This window comes from Flavobacterium silvaticum (genome assembly GCF_012911565.1).
GTDB lineage: Bacteria > Bacteroidota > Bacteroidia > Flavobacteriales > Flavobacteriaceae > Flavobacterium > Flavobacterium silvaticum.
Map to the genome: position 1 here is coordinate 57061 of NZ_JAAMPU010000097.1, position 18442 is coordinate 75502.

Here is an 18442-nt window from a genome sequence, read left to right on the forward strand (position 1 = left end):
GCAGTTACTGTTTTTTACGCTATCTTTAAATCACTGTAAGCCAATAGTTTCCAAAAGCTCTAAAAAAGATAAAGGGAAACTATTGGCTTTTTTATTCCCTCTTATCGAGCGCCGAGATCCATTAAAACCAAACATATGAAAACAAAATCCCTATTTAATTTGCTGATGATAACTGTATCATTGGCCTGCAATGCGCAAATGCGTATCCATGTAATCAATGTCGGCCAGGGTTGTGCCACGCTGGTCGAATTTCCTTGTGCCGCGATACTCATTGATACAGGTGGTGAAAGCAACGCTTACTTTGACTCATCGGCTTCGCTGCAAAGCTATCTGGAAGAATTTTTCATACAACGGCCAGATCTTCAAAACACGTTTGAATGTGTATATCTGACGCATCCGCATATTGATCACACCCGAGGCGTTTCGGTCATAGTACAGCCTCCGTACAAAATAAAGAACATTGTCACCGACGGAATCGAAAATGGATCCGGTGGTTCCCAACAAAAACAGCTTCATAAACTGGCCCAGGATTCAGAGGAGAATTCCAATCCTGCCGACAACATAGGCCTTGAAGCCGTCGTGACAGATGAAATTGGAAACACCGGATTTACGAATGAAAAAATAGACGCCGTAAATTGTAGCCGCATCAATCCGGAAATAACGGTGCTTTGGGGAACGTCCGTTACGAATACGGGTTGGGCAGCAGAAGAATTCAAGGACGCCAACAATCATTCGTTGGTAATCAAAATAAAATACGGCGAATCCACTTTTTTGGTTACCGGTGATCTTGAGGAAGCGGCATTGAAAGACATGATTAGAAAGTACAACGGTTCTTCCGTCCTTGATTCCGATGTCTATATGGTTGGCCATCACGGATCCATAAACGGAACAACCCAGAGTTTACTTGATGCCGTCACTCCAAAAATTGCACTTATTGGAGCCGGTGATGTCGGGCGAAAGGTATATTGGACGGCCTGGCAATACGGACATCCGAGAAAAGAAATACTCCAGATGCTGCAACAAATCCTTACGGCAACGCGCACTCCTTTCCATGTTCAGGCCGGAATTAAAGGAACCAGGAACAGGACTACTGAGAATTTTGAAGACTATATTATCCGTAAAGGTATCTATTGTACCGCTTGGGACGATACCATTGTGCTTGAAACAAGTGGCGATAAAATGTGGAAACTGGTAGATCCTACAACAACCCCAATGCTTCTTTTGCAAGATACCGATGCCGTTTTGCCTATCCTGAATCTCAATACCGCAAGCGTTGCCCAATTGGAAGCATTGCCCGGAATTGGCTCGACAAAAGCTAATGCCATTTTTAATTACAGGCAGACACACGGAAACTTCACGGCGGTTGAACAGCTTGACGACGTTTCCGGAATTGGGCCTGCAACAATAGATCTGGTCAGGCCTTATGTGAAGATTTAAACCGAATCGTCCTCTATGATAAAGCTTTTGAGGAATTCTTTTGTCCGGACAATATCATAGTGTAAAATACGGTCTTCGCTTACATGCGGAACCTCGGTGCGATAAGCCTTTAAAAAGCTTTCGATAAATTCACTGGATTGCAACGGACGACGAAATTCAATTGCCTGAGCCGCATTCATCAATTCTATGGCAAGTATGGTTTCGAGGTTTTCGACAATTTTGAGTGCTTTGGTAGCGGCATTCGCTCCCATGCTGACGTGATCTTCCTGTCCGTTTGAGGACACGATGCTATCCGTACTTGCCGGATTCGCGAGTTGTTTGTTCTGGCTGACGATACTTGCCGCCGTATATTGCGGAATCATGAAACCGGAATTGAGCCCCGGGTTTTCAACCAGGAAAGCAGGAAGTTCACGCAATCCGGAAATAAGCTGATACGTGCGTCTCTCTGAAATATTACCGAGTTCCGCCAAAGCCATCCCAAGAAAATCAAGCGCCAACGCTAACGGTTGTCCGTGGAAATTGCCTCCGGAGATGATTTGGTTGGCTTCTATGAAAATATTCGGGTTGTCTGTCACCGAATTGACTTCTGTAGTAAAAACCTGCTGCGTATATTCAATGGCATCTTTGGAAGCACCGTGAACCTGAGGCATGCAGCGGAAAGAATATGGATCCTGGACGTGTTTTTTAGGTTGCGCGATAATCTGGCTTCCTTCGAGGAAACCCATGATGCGATGCGCCGTCACGACTTGTCCTTTGTGCGGACGGATGATATGGATGAGTTCGTTGAACGGTTCTTTGCGTCCGTCGAAACCTTCCAGTGAAATGGTTCCGATAAGATCTGACAGATACGAATATTTGGCCGCCTGCATAAGGACGTAAGTTCCGTAAGCCGACATGAATTGGGTTCCGTTCAAAAGCGCGAGGCCTTCTTTGGATTTGAGCGTAATCGGCGACCAATTGAAATGTTTTAGTACATCTGCCGACTGTTCTTTTTTACCATTGAAATATACTTCGCCTTCACCAATCAGCGGAAGCGACAAGTGCGCAAGCGGAGCCAAATCGCCCGATGCACCCAGCGAACCTTGTGTGTAAACCACCGGAAGCACGTCTTCATTATAAAAATCGATAAGCCGCTCCACGGTTTCAATCTGGACACCGGAATTGCCGTAACTCAGCGATTGTATCTTGAGCAACAGCATAAGCTTGACAATATCCTGCGGTACTTCATCCCCAGTTCCGCAAGCATGGGAACGCATGAGATTTTCCTGAAGTTTGGTCAGGTTCTCATTTTCGATTTTAATGTTATAAAGCGACCCGAATCCGGTGTTGATACCGTAAATCGGAGCCTCTTCTTCCTGCATGCGTTTGTCGAGATAATCGCGGCATTGACGAATATTGAGTGAAGCTTCTTCTGAAAGTGCAATTTTGGTGTTGTTGGTAAAGATATCCCGCAGTGTTTCCAGCGAAATCATATCGGAACTGATATAATGGTGTGAGTCCATTTTAAGAATGAATGTAGTGTGGATGCCAAAATTCCGTAAACGATATCGGATTCCCAAAATATGGAGGGAATTTTTTCAAAGAATCTTTGCGCAAAAATCTGATATCCTGAAAAATTTCCCTGAAACGCTAAAAGAACAATGATTTTGACATCAAAAAACAGATATTGACATAATTTTTCTCAAAAGTTTAAAAAAAGTAGCACGGAAAATTAAAAACGCTATTTTTGGAACATGCGTTTACGGACAACATATACTTCTTCTTCATGCTCCTTTACAGGTGGCACAGGCCGTACGTTCACCACAACCCCTTTGGGGTAAATCTATATACATATCGCCCGATCCGGTGGTTCTGATACAGAACCTTCACTTACGTTTCCTTAAAATTCAACCCAATGATTGTAATGAAATTCGGTGGCACTTCCGTAGCCAATGCCGTAAACATAAATGCCGTAAAGGCCATTGCCCTCAAAGCATCCCAAAATGGAAAAATATTCGTCGTTGCTTCTGCCTTAAGCGGAATCACAGATCAGTTACTTCTGGCGTCACAATTAGCATCAGCCAAAAACGAAGAGTTTCGTGAGTTGCTGTCGCAGATAGAAAAAAGGCACCTTGACCTTGTGCGCGAATTGTTGCCGCTTGAAATCCAGAGTTCGGTACTGAGTCATATCAAAAGAAGCCTGAACCAGCTCGAGACCTTGCTTGAAGGCTGTTTCCTGTTAGGCGAAAAAACAAACCGAAGTGCCGATGCCATCCTGTCTTTTGGCGAATTACTGTCGTCGTATATCGTTTATGAAGCCATAAAATCCGTTTCAGCCAATGTCGCTTACAAAGACAGCCGTGAATTGATCGTGACCGACGCCAATTTTGGTAAGGCCACAGTCGATTTTGAAAAAACGAATCAGAACATCAGGGAATACCTGTCAGAAAGCAATTCGCCCATTACCATTTTTCCAGGCTTCATAGCGTCTACCACATCTGGAGAAACCACAACGTTAGGACGCGGCGGTTCAGATTACACGGCAGCGATCCTGGGTGCGGGAACATCGGCTTCATTGATCGAGATATGGACCGACGTCAACGGCATGTACACCTCGAACCCGAAACTGGTCAAACAGGCGCGTACGATAGATGCGATTTCGTACCACGAAGCCATGGAATTGTCGCACTTTGGAGCCAAAGTATTGTATCCGCCGACAATACAGCCCGCACTCGATGCGAAAATTCCAATCGCGATCAAAAACACATTCGAACCCGAAAATCCGGGAACGCTTATAGGCGGTGCCATCGAAGGTTCAGGCGGCCCGATCAAAGGAATCAGCCATATGGAAAACATCACGTTGCTGACACTCGAAGGATCAGGGATGATTGGCGTGGCTGGCTCGAGCAAGCGATTGTTCGCGGTGTTGTCGCGACATGGCATCAACGTGGTTTTTATTACTCAGGCGTCGTCGGAACATTCCATCTGCATCGGTATTTCAGATTCAGATGCCGGAATCGCTGAATCGGCTGTCAATAACGAATTCGCTTCTGAAATTTCGGCCAACCGGATTTCACCGTGTATCCTTGAAAAAGGCTTGTGCATCGTGGCTTTGGTTGGGGAAAAGATGAAGAGCCACCAGGGTTTGAGCGGACGTATGTTCAGTACATTAGGTAGAAACAACGTTAACATCCGGGCGATTGCGCAAGGGGCATCGGAACGGAATATATCTGTCGTTATCGAAAAGCGTGATGTCAATAAAGCACTTAATAGCTTGCATGAAACGTTTTTTGAGGATAATATCCGGCAGATAAATCTCTTTGTGATTGGAGTCGGGAACGTAGGCCGACGCTTCATGGATCAACTCAAAAAACAGCAGCAATTCCTCAGATCGGACCGAAAAATCAACATTCGTGTCATTGGCATCTCAACCTCCAGAAAAATGGTCTTTGAAGAAAACGGAATCGATTTGGAACAATGGGAAATGCGACTGGAAGCGGGAAACCCGGCCGATATTCAGGAAATGATCGAAACCGTAAAGCAACTCAACTTACACAACAGCGTGGTTGTCGATATTACGGCAAGCTCAGATGTTGCGGGTATTTATGGAGCATTCTTAGGCAAAAACATTGCTGTCGTCACCTGTAACAAAATTGCCTGTTCTTCCGAATATCAGCATTACAACTTTTTGAAAGAACTGAGCCGCCAGTACAATGCCCCATTTTTGTTTGAGACGAATGTGGGTGCCGGCCTTCCAATCATCGATACACTCAAAAACTTAGTGGCATCGGGTGATAAAGTCCATAAAATACAAGCTGTTTTATCAGGAAGCCTCAATTTTATCTTCAACAATTATGATGGTTCCGTGCCCTTTGCAGATATTGTGACCGAAGCTGGCATCCAGGGCTTTACAGAACCCGATCCGAGAATAGACCTCAGCGGCCTTGACGTAGCGCGTAAAATATTGATCCTGGCGCGTGAAAGCGGAAACGTGATGGAAATTGACGATATCGAACGAAAAGATTTTCTACCCGAGGGTGCTTTGAATGCCGCTTCCGTTCCCGATTTCTTCGCCCTTATTTCCAAAGATGAAAAACATTTTGAGGCCATGGTTTCAAAAGCAAAAGAATTTGGTTCCAGATTGAAATATGTGGCTGAATTTGCCGACGGAAAAGCATCGGTCGGGCTTCAGGTGATTGCGCCGGAACACCCGTTCTATCATCTGGAAGGAAAAGACAATATCGTATTGTTTTATACGGACCGGTATTTCGACCAGCCTTTGATCATTAAAGGAGCGGGCGCCGGAGCTGATGTTACGGCTTCGGGGATTTTTGCCGATGTGATACGGGTTGGAAACAACTAAATCATTGTTTATTGTAATTCTTATTGATTAAAATGAACCAAATAAAACTATTTTCTCCTGCCACCATCGCCAATCTTTGCTGCGGCTTCGATGTCATGGGGCTTTGTCTCGACAATATTGGTGACGAGGTCGAAATTCACAAATCAGAAACTCCAGGCGTGAGGATTGTTTCGATAGCAGGTGCCGATTTACCTCTCGAAGCAGAAAAAAATGTCGCCGGAGTTGCCGCCCTTGCCTTGCTTCGCGAATGGCCTACCGATTTCGGGTTCGAGATTTCAATAACCAAAAAAATAAAAGCCGGAAGCGGTATCGGAAGTTCTGCCGCGAGTGCAGCTGCTGCTGTTTTCGGAATCAACGAATTATTGGGCCGCCCGTATGAAGGTTTGGATTTGATCCGATTTGCCATGCAAGGCGAAAAGCTCGCATCCGGAAGCGCCCATGCCGACAATGTCGCTCCTGCCCTTTTGGGTGCCTTTACCTTGATCCGAAGCTATGATCCGCTCGATGTCATCCGTATCGATTCGCCTGAAGATTTATATGCTGTCGTCATTCACCCCGATATTGAATTACGTACAGCCGATGCCAGATCGGTACTCAAACAAAACGTATCCTTGCCGAATGCCATCGAACAATGGGGCAACCTGGGCGGGCTCGTTGCGGGTTTGTATACCAAAGATTACGGCCTCATCGGTCGGTCATTGCAGGATAAGGTCATCGAACCGTTGCGCGGCATCTTGATTCCGGGGTTTGATAAACTCAAAACCGTCGCACAACAGGCAGGTGCGCTTGGTTCCGGAATTTCAGGTTCTGGGCCTTCGGTTTTTGCACTTTGCAAGGGAGCGGCTTCGGCACAACAAACAGCCGATATGATGTCTGCGGTTTACGGCCAGATTTCCCTCAAACACGACGTTTGGATTTCGTCCATTAATCCAAAAGGAATCAAAATACTCGAAACCAACTGACATGAACTATTTCAGCCTCAACCATAACGCTCCCGATGTTTCTTTTGAACAAGCCATAGTAAAAGGACTGGCACCCGATCGCGGATTGTATTTTCCAAAAGAAATAACATCATTGCCCGATTCTTTCTTTGAAGCCATCGGAAGCAAATCCAATGTCGATATTGCCTTTGAAACCATCTCTCCTTTTATAGGATCTGAAATTCCCCAGGACGAACTTCGCCGGATCGTAATCGAAACATTGAATTTCGGTTTCCCCCTTGTGGAAGTTGAAAAAGATACGTACAGCCTTGAACTTTTCCATGGCCCGACACTGGCTTTCAAAGATGTGGGCGCACGTTTCATGGCACGTTGCCTTGGCTATTTCAATAGAAATGGATCTGATCAGAAAAACACGGTTCTTGTCGCGACTTCTGGCGATACAGGTGGTGCGGTCGCGAGTGGCTTTCTGGATGTCGAAGGTGTTGAAGTCGTGATTCTGTATCCATCGGGAAAAGTCAGTGATGTCCAGGAACGGCAATTGACGACACTCGGAAAGAACATCAGCGCGTTGAAAGTTGACGGGAGTTTTGACGATTGCCAGGCGATGGTAAAGCGTGCCTTTACAGATGAATCGTTATCAGATATAAGGCTCACATCGGCCAATTCCATCAATATTGCGCGATGGCTGCCACAAATGTGGTATTTCTTTTTTGCCTATCGTGACTTGAAGAAATCTGGAAAACCAATAATTGCTTCCTGTCCAAGCGGAAATTTCGGAAACATCGCCGCCGGAATCCTTGCAAAAAAGATGGGCTTGCCAATTGACCGGTTCGTCGCTTCGACCAATGTAAACGATACGGTTCTGAGGTTTTTGGAAGACTGGAATTACGACCCGCATACGACGATTCCGACCCTTTCAAATGCGATGGATGTTTCCGATCCGAGCAATTTTGTCCGGATACGCGAAATGTATGGCAACGACAAAACCGCTTTTGCAGCTGAATTTTCTTCGTATTCATTTTCCGATGGAGAAACTTTGGAAGCCATGAAGGCTATTTTCTCCGAATCCAATTATGTTGCCGATCCTCACGGAGCTGTCGGTTATCTCGGCCTTAAAAAAGAATTGGATCGATTTCCGCAAAGCATCGGCGTGTTTTTGGAGACAGCACATCCGTGTAAGTTTACGGATACGGTTGAAAAGGCTTTGGGTTTCGCACCTGAAATTCCGGAATCTGTCAGCCATATACTCAAATTGGATAAAAAGTATCATGAGATTTCCGACTATTCAGGGCTTCACGAGTTCCTTACTAATTCCTGAACCCGATTGGTTTTCCGGTATATTCCTTAATCCTCAAAAAGGCTTTTCCGAGTAATCCGATGATATCCGAAGCGATAAAACTTTCGGTGCCGGTGTGTGAAACAGCAATGTCTGCCGTCAAACCGTGGAGATAAACCCCGAGTTGGGCCGCTTCCAACGGCTGATAACCCTGGGCCAGTAAAGAGGTAATGATTCCCGTGAGCACATCGCCTGAACCTGCCGTTGCGAGAGCGGCATTTCCGGTTGTGTTCTCAAATGTTTCTGTCCCGTTAGTGATAATCGTCGGTGCACCTTTGAGAACGACTATCACTTTATGTTCCGATGCAAAGGCAACTGCCGATTTTTGTCTCGCTTCTATGGTATCATGTGTTTTTGTAAGCCTGTCGAATTCCTTCGGATGTGGTGTCAGGATTGTAGTTGAAGGCACTCTTTTGAGCCATTCCCGTTTGCCTGAAAGTATATTCAGGGCATCGGCATCGATTACAAGCGGACCCTTGACGGATTTGAGGAATTCGCCAAAAGCTTCTTCGGTTGTTTCCTCTGTTCCCATTCCAGGCCCGATTCCTATGGCTGACGGTTCAAAATCAAACGTGATGGAACTTATTGCTTTTTGATTGTCATCTGCAATTGCCATCGCCTCCGGAAATGCCGTCTGCAAAATCGAAACACCGCATTCCGGGACAAAAGCAGTCACGAGTCCGCAACCGGTTCTCAACGCGGCTTTGGAACTTAAAAGTATCGACCCCATTTTCCCGTAACTGCCGCCAACAAGCAACGCATGGCCTTTTGTGCCTTTGTGGGCATCTTCTTTTGTTGGTTTGTAAAGCGTTGAGATAAGATCCCGTGTAATTTGTTTCATTATTGACAGATTGATTTCTCTTTAAAATTAAACATTCCTGAAACAATATTCGTCAGATTTTAATTTATGGAATCATCAAAAAAAGTAGTTTCCAAACCCCTTATTTTGAATTATCTTCGCGCCACAACTTTATATCTATGAAAACTACACCACTTAACGACATTCACGAAAAGCTCGGGGCCAAGATGCTGCCGTTTGCCGGATACAATATGCCAATCACGTATGAAGGCGTAAATGCCGAACATGAAACCGTTCGCAATGGCGTTGGTGTTTTTGATGTTTCGCATATGGGCGAGTTCATTCTGTCCGGACCTAAAGCACTGGATTTGATTCAAAAAGTAACTTCCAATGACGCTTCGACTTTAACAGTCGGACGCGCCCAATATTCATGTTTACCGAATAACGACGGCGGTATTGTCGACGATTTGATCGTGTACAAAATGGCCGAAGAAAAATACCTGTTGGTTGTCAATGCATCGAACATTGAGAAAGACTGGAACTGGATTTCGCAGCACAACGAATTTGGTGTTGCCATGGAAAATATTTCAGACGACATGGCTTTGCTTGCCATCCAGGGCCCGAAAGCAGCCGAAGCTATGCAATCACTGACATCTGTCGATTTATCCGCCATAAAATACTACCACTTTGAGGTGGGTGATTTTGCCGGTTTTGACGATGTAATTATTTCGGCTACGGGTTACACAGGTTCAGGTGGATTCGAGATCTATTGCCGCAACGAACAGGCCGTCCAAATCTGGAATAAAGTGTTTGAAGCCGGTTCAACATTCGGGATCAAACCAATTGGTCTTGCAGCTCGCGACACGTTGAGATTGGAAATGGGTTTCTGCCTGTATGGCAACGATATAGATGATACGACTTCACCTCTTGAAGCAGGTTTGGGCTGGATCACGAAATTTACCAAAGACTTTACTAATTCCGAAAACCTGAAGCAGCAAAAAGAAGCGGGCGTAACTAAAAAACTCGTCGGGTTTGAACTGGTTGAGCGCGGTGTTCCGAGGCACGATTACGAAATTGTGGATAAAGACGGAAACGTAATCGGGAAAGTGACTTCCGGTACACAGGCTCCTTCTTTGAATAAAGGAATCGGACTGGGTTATGTGACGACTGAGTTTGCTGCGCCGGATTCGGAGATTTTTATCAGGATCAGGAAGAACGATGTGGCTGCAAAGGTGGTGAAGCTGCCGTTTTATAAGGTGAACTAATTGAGAGTCGGGGAAATCCGAAAAGTTGGGAAAGTCCGAAAAGACCGAAAAGTCGGGAAAGACTGGAAAGACTGAATAACACTCAAATTTCTTTTCAGACTTTTCGGACTTTCCCGACTCAGAATACAGTTGCACAATTAACCCAAAGTTTTAATTTTGCCGAAGGTTTCAATTGAAAACCGGAGCCGCGTGAGACCCGAGGCTTTAGCCGAATTGGCGAAGCAGATGCGAGCGGGTTATCCTTTTGGGAAGCCGACTGATACAAAATATCTAATGCGGTTTTGCGGAGAGGCAGATTGTCAATCACCGAACCAAAAGATATGAGCGGGTCAGCCCGACGGTGCGGAGGAACGAAGCTCCGGCACGCCATAAAAATTATAATTAAACTATAAGCCTACGTGACTTCGTGTCTTCGTGGCAAAAAAAAAGCAGAAATGGGAAGAGCATTCGAATTCCGAAAAGGAAGAAAAATGAAAAGATGGGCCGCGATGGCCAAAGCATTCACTCGAATCGGGAAAGATATTGTCATGGCCGTGAAAGAAGGCGGACCGAATCCGGAGGCGAATGCGCGTTTGCGTGCGGTGATCCAGAACGCTAAATCGGCGAACATGCCAAAGGAGAATGTGGAGCGCGCGATCAAAAAAGCGACCGACAAAGACACGGCAAATTATAAAGAAGTGCTTTTCGAAGGCTACGCGCCTCACGGAATTGCAATCCTGATCGAGACGGCGACCGATAATAACAACCGTACGGTGGCGAACATCCGCAGTTATTTCAACAAATGCAACGGAACTATGGGAACTCAGGGTTCGGTAGAATTCATGTTTGACCATACGTGTAACTTCCGAATCCCTAAGGAAGGACTTGATCCGGAAGAACTCGAGCTCGAACTGATTGATTTTGGTGCCGAGGAAGTTTTTGAAGACGAGGACGGAATCCATATCTACGCGCCCTTCGGAAGCTTTGGGGCGATACAGAAAGAACTTGAAAACCGAAGCATAGACATTCTGTCCTCGGGTTTTGAGCGAATTCCGCAAGTGACTAAGGAATTATCTGAAGCTCAGGTAGCCGATGTGGAGAAATTACTTGAAAAAATAGAAGAGGATGATGACGTGATGAACGTGTATCATACCATGCAGGAAGCATAATAGACCGAAAACTTCGGTTAGTTTTAACGGTTCATCCTCAGGGGCGAACTGTTATTTTTTTATCTTTAACGGAACTGAACATTCCACCGCATGCCATTCCGAAAATCCCTTCTCGAAGCACCGTCACTGACACACGAGAAATCACTCAAGACGCTTGTTGAAAACCGCACTGTTTATTCACTCGAACATTGCGAGCTGAATCTTTTCGAGACGTATGAGGCATCGCAACTCGTTCCGTTGAAATTCAATGATCTGGTGGTAACGAGTATGCTTCGAGGGAAAAAAGTGATGCATTTATTCGATGAGCCCGGATTTGATTATCTGCCAGGAGAAACGGTCATCATTCCGTCTAACGTTGAAATGAAGATCGATTTTCCCGAAGCCAGAACCGACAATCCGACCCAATGCCTGGCCTTAGCCATAGACCATGAAAAAATCGGACAGACCATTGATTTCCTCAACGAACGTTATCCGAAAGAGCACGGACAAAACTGGCAGCTCAATCACCACGATTATTTCTTTTACAACAACATCGACCTGGCAACCACGATGAACAAGCTCATTAAGGAATGCATGAGCGACACCATAACAAAAGATGCGTTGGCTGATCTGACACTTCAGGAATTACTGATCCGGATTATCCAGACCCAATCGCTCAAAGCCATAGAAACTTCTGATAATCCGGAGCTTAATTTACCTATCGCGCAGGTTGTGGAATACATCCGTAAAAACCTCACATCTGGCATAAACCTTAAGATGTTAAGCGACAAAGCCTGCATGAGTACGACTTCTTTTTACCGTTTTTTCAAAAGGGAGTTAGGGATGAGCCCTATTGAGTTTGTTCTATCTGAGAAAATACGACACGCCAAACAGCTTTTAAAAGATTCAAGCCTGCAAATCAATGAAGTATGCTATATGAGCGGATTCGAGGATAGCAATTACTTCACCCGTATTTTCAAAAAGTACGAAGGCATTACGCCAAAGCAATATCGTTTGCTACTGAACTAAATAAACACCGGACTATGAAGAAAATCTACTCATTCCTTTTCATTGCCTCTTTTATTCTGACAGCATCGGCTCAGAACCAGATTACAAACTTTCATTATCTGGATTACAGCAGTGAATGGCGGTATTATGCCAGCGGCTGGAGCATCAACGGATATGAAGATTTCGATATTGAATATTTTGACGGAGATACGATTATAGATGGAACGGCTTATTACAGGAAGTTCCGTTTGAACAGAGCCGTCGTACATTGGTGGACAGGTGAGACCACCCAAACCGAAACCTTATACGGCCCGGGTTATGTTCGGGAAGACAATCAGGGAAATTTTCTTTATTACGATGGTACTGCCGATGTGTTGTTTCAGGACAACGTATCCATTGCAGCTGCATCTGTGGGTTCTGCATTTCCCAACCAGTCGGCGCCCAATTCATGTGCTGTTTTATATTCCTCAACAGATACTATCGGAGGTGTGACACTGAACCACATCAACGGCCAGTTTCCGGATACCAGCACCGGACTTGTAGAAGGAATCGGTGATTTAGGCATGTCTTGTTCCATAGGCTTTGAATACAACCGGATGCTTTACTGTTACACCAAAGGGCCGGAAACGATACAATTTAATTCAGCCACTTACACGTGTAGTGATTTTCCATCGGCAAACAGGCAATTCCCGCTTTCCACACGGGATATTGCATTGGTAAAACCGACTGCCTATCCGAATCCGGTTTCTGACAAATTAACCGTAACCCTTGCTTCGGGCGAATGGAATTATCAGATTGTCAGTTCGACGGGTTCACGGCTCGCTTCGGGAAATCTAACTAGTGAAGATAATTCAATTGATGTTTCGACTCTTTCGTCTGGCGTGTACTTTTTGCAGTTGGAAAACGATGCAGTAAGGCACAACCTTAAATTCGTCCGGAATTAATCCACGACGAAACTAAGTGGCGACAAATCTTGTGCTTCTTCTTCGGTAAATAACCGTGACACCGTCATAAACCGTTTGCCATATGGGATCTCAAGCGAAAAACTCGCCCCTCGCCCATTCACGGCATCAATGGTCAAATGCGTGTGTTTCCAGTATTCGAACTGGTCTTTGCTCATCCAGAACTCACAACCGTCGATTTCTCCCAGGCACACATCGCTTTGTCCCAATTTAAAATCGCCCTTTTCAAAACACATGGGTTGCGATCCGTCACAACATCCGCCGCTTTGATGGAACATCAGTTCGCCATGGATGGCTTTTAGTTCTTCGATTAAGTCGAAAGCTGCTGGGGTAAGTGAAACTCTTTTGTGCATGATGGTGTATTATTTAGTCCGAAAAGACAATGAATTCAGATGCCGATTTCCCGCCTTGATCCATAGTTTGTTTAGTTAGTTCGTTCAAATTCCAGGTTGCAGATTTACTATCGTTTCCCAAGCCCCGTCTTTAGCTTCGCTCAGTCTGTCTCCGGCCCGAGTCCCGTCTTTTACGTCTTTCCCGACTTTTCGGACTTTTCGGACTTTTCGGACTTTCCCAACTCCCCAATTTCAAACTAAAAAGAAAACCCGGCCGTCAGACAGAACCGGGTAATCCACAACTAGTATATCATATTAGAAAAAGCCGAGTTTCTGTTTGCTGTAAGAAACCAGCATGTTCTTGGTCTGGCGGTAATGATCTAGCATCATTTTATGGTTCTCACGGCCGAATCCGGATTTTTTATAACCTCCAAACGGTGCATGTGCCGGATATGCGTGGTAATTGTTGACCCAAACACGACCTGCCTTAATGGCTCGCGGCACCTGATACAATTCATGCGCATCTCGTGTCCAGACGCCGGCTCCAAGACCATACATGGTATCATTGGCAATTTCAATGGCTTCTTCGACTGTTTTGAAAGTCGTCACGCAAGTCACGGGGCCAAAAATCTCTTCCTGGAAAATACGCATCTTGTTATTGCCTTTGAAAATCGTCGGTTGGATATAGTAACCGTTTTCGAGATCGCCGCCAAGGTTATTGGAAGCACCGCCTGTCAGCACTTCGGCACCTTCTTCTTTACCAATTTTAAGGTACGATTGGATTTTTTCATATTGGTCATTCGAAGCCTGGGCGCCCATCATGACTGTTCCGTCAAGCGGATGTCCGGTTTTGATAGCCTTGGTACGTGCCACAACACGCTCCATAAATGTATCGTAAATATCTTCCTGGACCAAAATTCGCGATGGGCAAGTACAAACTTCACCTTGATTCAACGCGAACATTACAGCTCCTTCGACTGCTTTGTCAAAGAAATCATCGTCAGCATCAGCTACGGACGAGAAGAAAATATTAGGCGATTTACCTCCCAATTCCATAGTCACAGGCAATAAATTCTCCGATGCATATTGCATGATCAGACGGCCTGTCGTGGTTTCTCCCGTAAATGAAACCTTCGATATGCGTTCCGATTGTGCCAACGGTTTTCCCGCTTCGGGCCCGAATCCGGTTACAATATTTATGACTCCCGCAGGAACGATGTCCTGAAGCAATTCCATCAAGACCATGATAGACGTCGGCGTCTGTTCTGCCGGTTTTACCACGCAACAGTTTCCTGCAGCTATCGCAGGAGCTATTTTCCAGGTTGCCATCAAAAGTGGAAAATTCCACGGAATGATCTGACCCACGACTCCAAGCGGTTCGTGTAGTACTATGGAAACGGTATTTTCATCGTGTTCAGATATTCCGCCTTCTTCTGCACGGATGACCCCTGCGAAATACCGGAAATGATCTATAACCAGCGGCAAATCGGCGGCACGGGTTTCACGTATGGCTTTTCCATTGTCAATGGTTTCTACAGTGGCCAGATATTCCAGGTTTTCCTCTATCCGGTCTGCTATTTTATTGAGTAGATTCGAACGATATGTGGCCGAAGTGACGCTCCAGGTCTTGAACGCTTCATGCGCCGCGTCTATCGCTTTTTCCACATCTTCTTTATTGGAACGAGCGGCTTTGGTGAATACTTTTCCATCAATCGGGGATTCATTGTCGAAATATTGGCCACTTGCCGGTTCGACGAATTTTCCGCCAATAAAGTTGCCATATTTTTCTTTAAACTGTGGTCGTTTGGCCAGATTGCTTACTTCCGTTTCTGCTATTGCACTCATGATTTTATCTAATTTGATTTTCCCAAATGTAGTTTTGAAATCGATTTCGTGATAGCACATTTTGACCAGTCAATAGCACAAATTTGACAGGTTGATAATTTTAACGTTAAGTTTTGATCGAATTATGAATTTGAATGTCAATTATTAAAAGTTCTTTATTTGTGGGTCATATGAAAGCATCGCGCCCAATACGACAGGATTCTGTCTGGCCAAACCGAGTATTGAAAGTCAAATTTCTGCGTGACAACGAATAAAATAATTTAACAAAATGTACATTTTTTCTACATCCAACATAATTTTTGAATTCATAGGGAACCCAACTGTCCCCTTCCCTGTGAAAAATTACAATTTCCAGACATATCCCAAGTACAGAAAAAATGCACATTTTGTCAAAAGATTTAATTTATGCCCAATTCAATCTTTTTGTATGGATAATAATTGGAAGTTGCAGAAATTATTCTTTTCCGTATCCAATCAGTTAGCAATTGTTAATTATAATCATTAATTATTAATTCCCGCGTCTTATCTTTGCGACACTCAACAATACCCTATGAAAATCTCTTACAACTGGCTCAAACAATTTATCAAGACCGACTGGAAAAGCGAAGAAACCGCTGCCCTGCTTACCGACCTTGGCCTTGAAGTGGAAGTCGTTGAAAAATACCAATCGCTCAAAGGCGGGCTTGAAGGTATTGTGGTTGGCCATGTTCTGACGTGCGAACAACATCCGAATGCCGATAGATTGAAAATCACCACCGTCGATTTAGGCGATGGAAATCCCCCGGTGCAGATTGTATGCGGTGCGCCCAATGTGGCAGCCGGGCAAAAAGTTCCAGTCGCGACAATTGGGACAACCTTATATACAAAAGACGGCGAATCTTTTGTTATCAAAAAAGGAAAGATCCGCGATGCCGAAAGCCATGGGATGATTTGCGCCGAAGATGAACTCGGGCTCGGGCAAAGTCACGATGGTATCATGATACTCGATTCGGAACTCAAACCCGGAACTCCGGCAGCCCAGGTTTTCAAGATAGAAAATGACGAGGTTTTTGAAATCGGCCTTACACCTAACCGAGCCGATGCCATGTCACATTTGGGTGTCGCCCGTGATTTGCGCGCCGGGCTTTTGCAACGCAATGTGCATGTGGAATTGATAACACCATCTGTTTCTGCTTTCCGTCTGGATAAAAGAATCCTTAAAATCGATGCCGAAGTCAAAGATTCCAAGTTGGCTCCGCGTTATTGCGGTGTTACGCTTAGCAATATTACGGTAAAACCTTCTCCTGAATGGTTGAAGAACCGTCTAAAAGCTATCGGCCTGACGCCAAAAAACAATGTGGTCGATGTGACGAATTATGTGATGCACGAACTCGGACAGCCACTTCACGCTTTTGATGCAGCCAAAATCACCGGAAAAGTACAGGTAAAAACGGTCGCCTCCGGAACAAAATTTACCACACTTGACGATGTGGAACGCACGCTGCATGAAGACGACCTGATGATTTGCGACAACAACGGCCCCATGTGCATCGCAGGTGTCTTTGGCGGAAAAAACTCCGGAGTATCTGAAGAAACCCAGGCAATTTTCCTTGAAAGCGCTTATTTCAATCCGGTTTCAATCCGTAAGACAGCGAAACGCCACGGGCTCAATACCGATGCCTCTTTCCGTTTCGAACGCGGCATCGACCCGACGATTACCGAATATGCCCTGAAACGCGCCTGTCTTTTGTTAAAGGAAGTGGCCGGAGCCGAAGTAACATCGGACATCATCGATATCTATCCGAAGAAAATAGAAGATTTCCCAGTCGTACTTAATTTTGCGAAAGCGACCAAAATCATCGGACAGGAATTGCCAAAGGAAACCATCAAGAAAATCCTGGCGTCCCTCGACATTAAGATAAACTCGATTTCAGATGCCGGCCTTGGACTAACTGTTCCGGCCTATCGTGTAGACGTCCAGCGTGAGATTGACCTGATCGAGGAAATCCTTCGCGTTTACGGATACAACAATATCAACTTCACCAAGAAACTCAATGCGACCGTCTCGAATTCGGCTCGTAACGAAGATTTCAAATTGCAGAACCTAATCGCGGCCCAATTGACGGCACAGGGTTTCAACGAAATGATGGCCAATTCACTGACAACGCCTGAATATGCGGCTTTATCTGCTGAACTGAAACCGGAGTTTAATGTCACGATGCTGAATCCGCTTAGCAGCGATTTGTCCGTGATGCGACAGTCGATGCTATTTTCCGGACTTGAAGCCGTATCGTACAACATCAACCGGAAAAACAGTGATCTGCGTTTGTTTGAATTCGGAAAGACGTACCACAAAATGCCGTCGGGTTATGATGAAAAGAAACACCTGACGTTATTCGTATCCGGAAACCGGAAAGCGGAAAGCTGGACATCCGGAATCGAGCAATCGGGCTTCTTTTTGTTCAAAGGTTTCGTGAACGGGATTCTGTCACGACTTGGCATTTCAAAAGCGCAATACCAACCGGCGGTTTCAGATGTTTTTGCCGAAGGAATCGCCGTGGTATCAGGAAATGAAACATTGGTTGAATTCGGCATCGTCAAAAAACCGATGCTCAAGCATTTCGATATCAAACAGGAAGTATTGTTCGCCGATTTCAACTGGGACGCAATCCTGAAATCGGTTTCACTCAAAATCAAGTTCAACGATATCCCGAAATATCCGGAAGTACGTCGTGACCTGGCGTTGCTTGTCGATGCCAATGTCGCTTTTGAAAGCATCTACAACCTGGCGCGCCAAACGGAGAAATCACTGCTCAAAGAAGTAAACCTGTTCGATGTATACGAAGGCAAGAATTTACCCGAAGGCAAGAAATCATATGCCGTGAGTTTCGTGCTTCAGGATGCGACCAAAACGTTGACAGATGAGCAGATTGATAAAATCGTCGGAAAACTGCTGAAGAACTTTGAAAGCCAGCTGGGTGCAAGTCTCAGGAATTAAAAAAAGGTTCAAAATTCAAAATCTTACAGAGACCCTGAATTTTAAACCCTCACATAAAAAGACTCCAGTCT

Annotated in this window: 13 protein-coding genes; 9 read left to right on the top strand and 4 right to left on the bottom strand. The window is 45.2% G+C overall.

Features of this window, described 5'->3' with window-relative positions:
• Positions 1-135: 135 nt before the first annotated feature.
• The gene (locus tag G6047_RS02620) at positions 136-1437 is read left to right on the top strand and encodes a helix-hairpin-helix domain-containing protein (protein WP_169525921.1); all 1302 of its coding nucleotides are present in this window, start codon (positions 136-138) and stop codon (positions 1435-1437) included.
• Here the strand turns inward: G6047_RS02620 and hutH are convergent.
• Positions 1434-2939 carry a histidine ammonia-lyase gene (hutH, locus tag G6047_RS02625; RefSeq protein ID WP_169525922.1) on the bottom strand — a complete coding sequence of 502 codons (1506 nt, stop codon included), beginning with the start codon at positions 2937-2939 and terminating at the stop codon, positions 1434-1436. The genes G6047_RS02620 and hutH overlap by 4 nt on opposite strands.
• A 392-nt stretch (positions 2940-3331) precedes the next feature.
• Between hutH and thrA the strand changes: the two genes are divergently transcribed.
• Genes thrA through thrC form a run of 3 tightly spaced genes read left to right on the top strand, consistent with a single transcriptional unit; the run spans position 3332 to position 8038 of the window.
• The gene (gene thrA, locus G6047_RS02630) at positions 3332-5779 is read left to right on the top strand and encodes a bifunctional aspartate kinase/homoserine dehydrogenase I (RefSeq protein WP_169525923.1); all 2448 of its coding nucleotides are present in this window, start codon (positions 3332-3334) and stop codon (positions 5777-5779) included.
• 32 nt (positions 5780-5811) lie between these two features.
• On the top strand, positions 5812-6741 hold the full coding sequence (locus G6047_RS02635; protein ID WP_169525924.1) for a homoserine kinase: 930 nt from the start codon (positions 5812-5814) through the stop codon (positions 6739-6741).
• Between the two features lies 1 nt (position 6742).
• Positions 6743-8038, top strand: coding sequence for a threonine synthase (gene thrC, locus G6047_RS02640; protein ID WP_169525925.1), 1296 nt, complete (start codon positions 6743-6745; stop codon positions 8036-8038).
• Here the strand turns inward: thrC and G6047_RS02645 are convergent.
• Positions 8028-8897, bottom strand: coding sequence for an NAD(P)H-hydrate dehydratase (locus tag G6047_RS02645; protein WP_169525926.1), 870 nt, complete (start codon positions 8895-8897; stop codon positions 8028-8030). The genes thrC and G6047_RS02645 overlap by 11 nt on opposite strands.
• Before the next feature lie 137 nt (positions 8898-9034).
• Between G6047_RS02645 and gcvT the strand changes: the two genes are divergently transcribed.
• From gcvT to G6047_RS02665, 4 genes are all read left to right on the top strand, one after another.
• Positions 9035-10120 (top strand): glycine cleavage system aminomethyltransferase GcvT, encoded by a 1086-nt coding sequence (gene gcvT, locus G6047_RS02650; RefSeq protein WP_169525927.1) that lies wholly within the window; start codon positions 9035-9037, stop codon positions 10118-10120.
• Positions 10121-10554: 434 nt separating this feature from the next.
• On the top strand, positions 10555-11268 hold the full coding sequence (locus G6047_RS02655) for a YebC/PmpR family DNA-binding transcriptional regulator (RefSeq protein ID WP_169525928.1): 714 nt from the start codon (positions 10555-10557) through the stop codon (positions 11266-11268).
• A gap of 90 nt (positions 11269-11358) precedes the next feature.
• Positions 11359-12276, top strand: coding sequence for an AraC family transcriptional regulator (locus G6047_RS02660; RefSeq protein WP_169525929.1), 918 nt, complete (start codon positions 11359-11361; stop codon positions 12274-12276).
• 14 nt (positions 12277-12290) lie between these two features.
• A complete protein-coding gene (locus tag G6047_RS02665; RefSeq protein WP_169525930.1) occupies positions 12291-13199 on the top strand; it encodes a T9SS type A sorting domain-containing protein in 909 nt (302 codons plus the stop codon).
• Here G6047_RS02665 and G6047_RS02670 read toward each other — a convergent pair.
• Positions 13196-13570 (bottom strand): DUF779 domain-containing protein, encoded by a 375-nt coding sequence (locus tag G6047_RS02670; RefSeq protein WP_169525931.1) that lies wholly within the window; start codon positions 13568-13570, stop codon positions 13196-13198. The genes G6047_RS02665 and G6047_RS02670 overlap by 4 nt on opposite strands.
• 294 nt (positions 13571-13864) lie before the next feature.
• Positions 13865-15394: an aldehyde dehydrogenase family protein gene (locus G6047_RS02675; protein ID WP_169525932.1), complete on the bottom strand. Its 1530-nt coding sequence runs from the start codon at positions 15392-15394 to the stop codon at positions 13865-13867.
• Positions 15395-15944: 550 nt separating this feature from the next.
• Here G6047_RS02675 and pheT point away from each other — a divergent pair.
• Entirely contained in the window at positions 15945-18371 is a 2427-nt protein-coding gene (gene pheT / locus G6047_RS02680) for a phenylalanine--tRNA ligase subunit beta (protein ID WP_169525933.1), read from the top strand.
• The last annotated feature ends 71 nt before the right edge of the window (positions 18372-18442 follow it).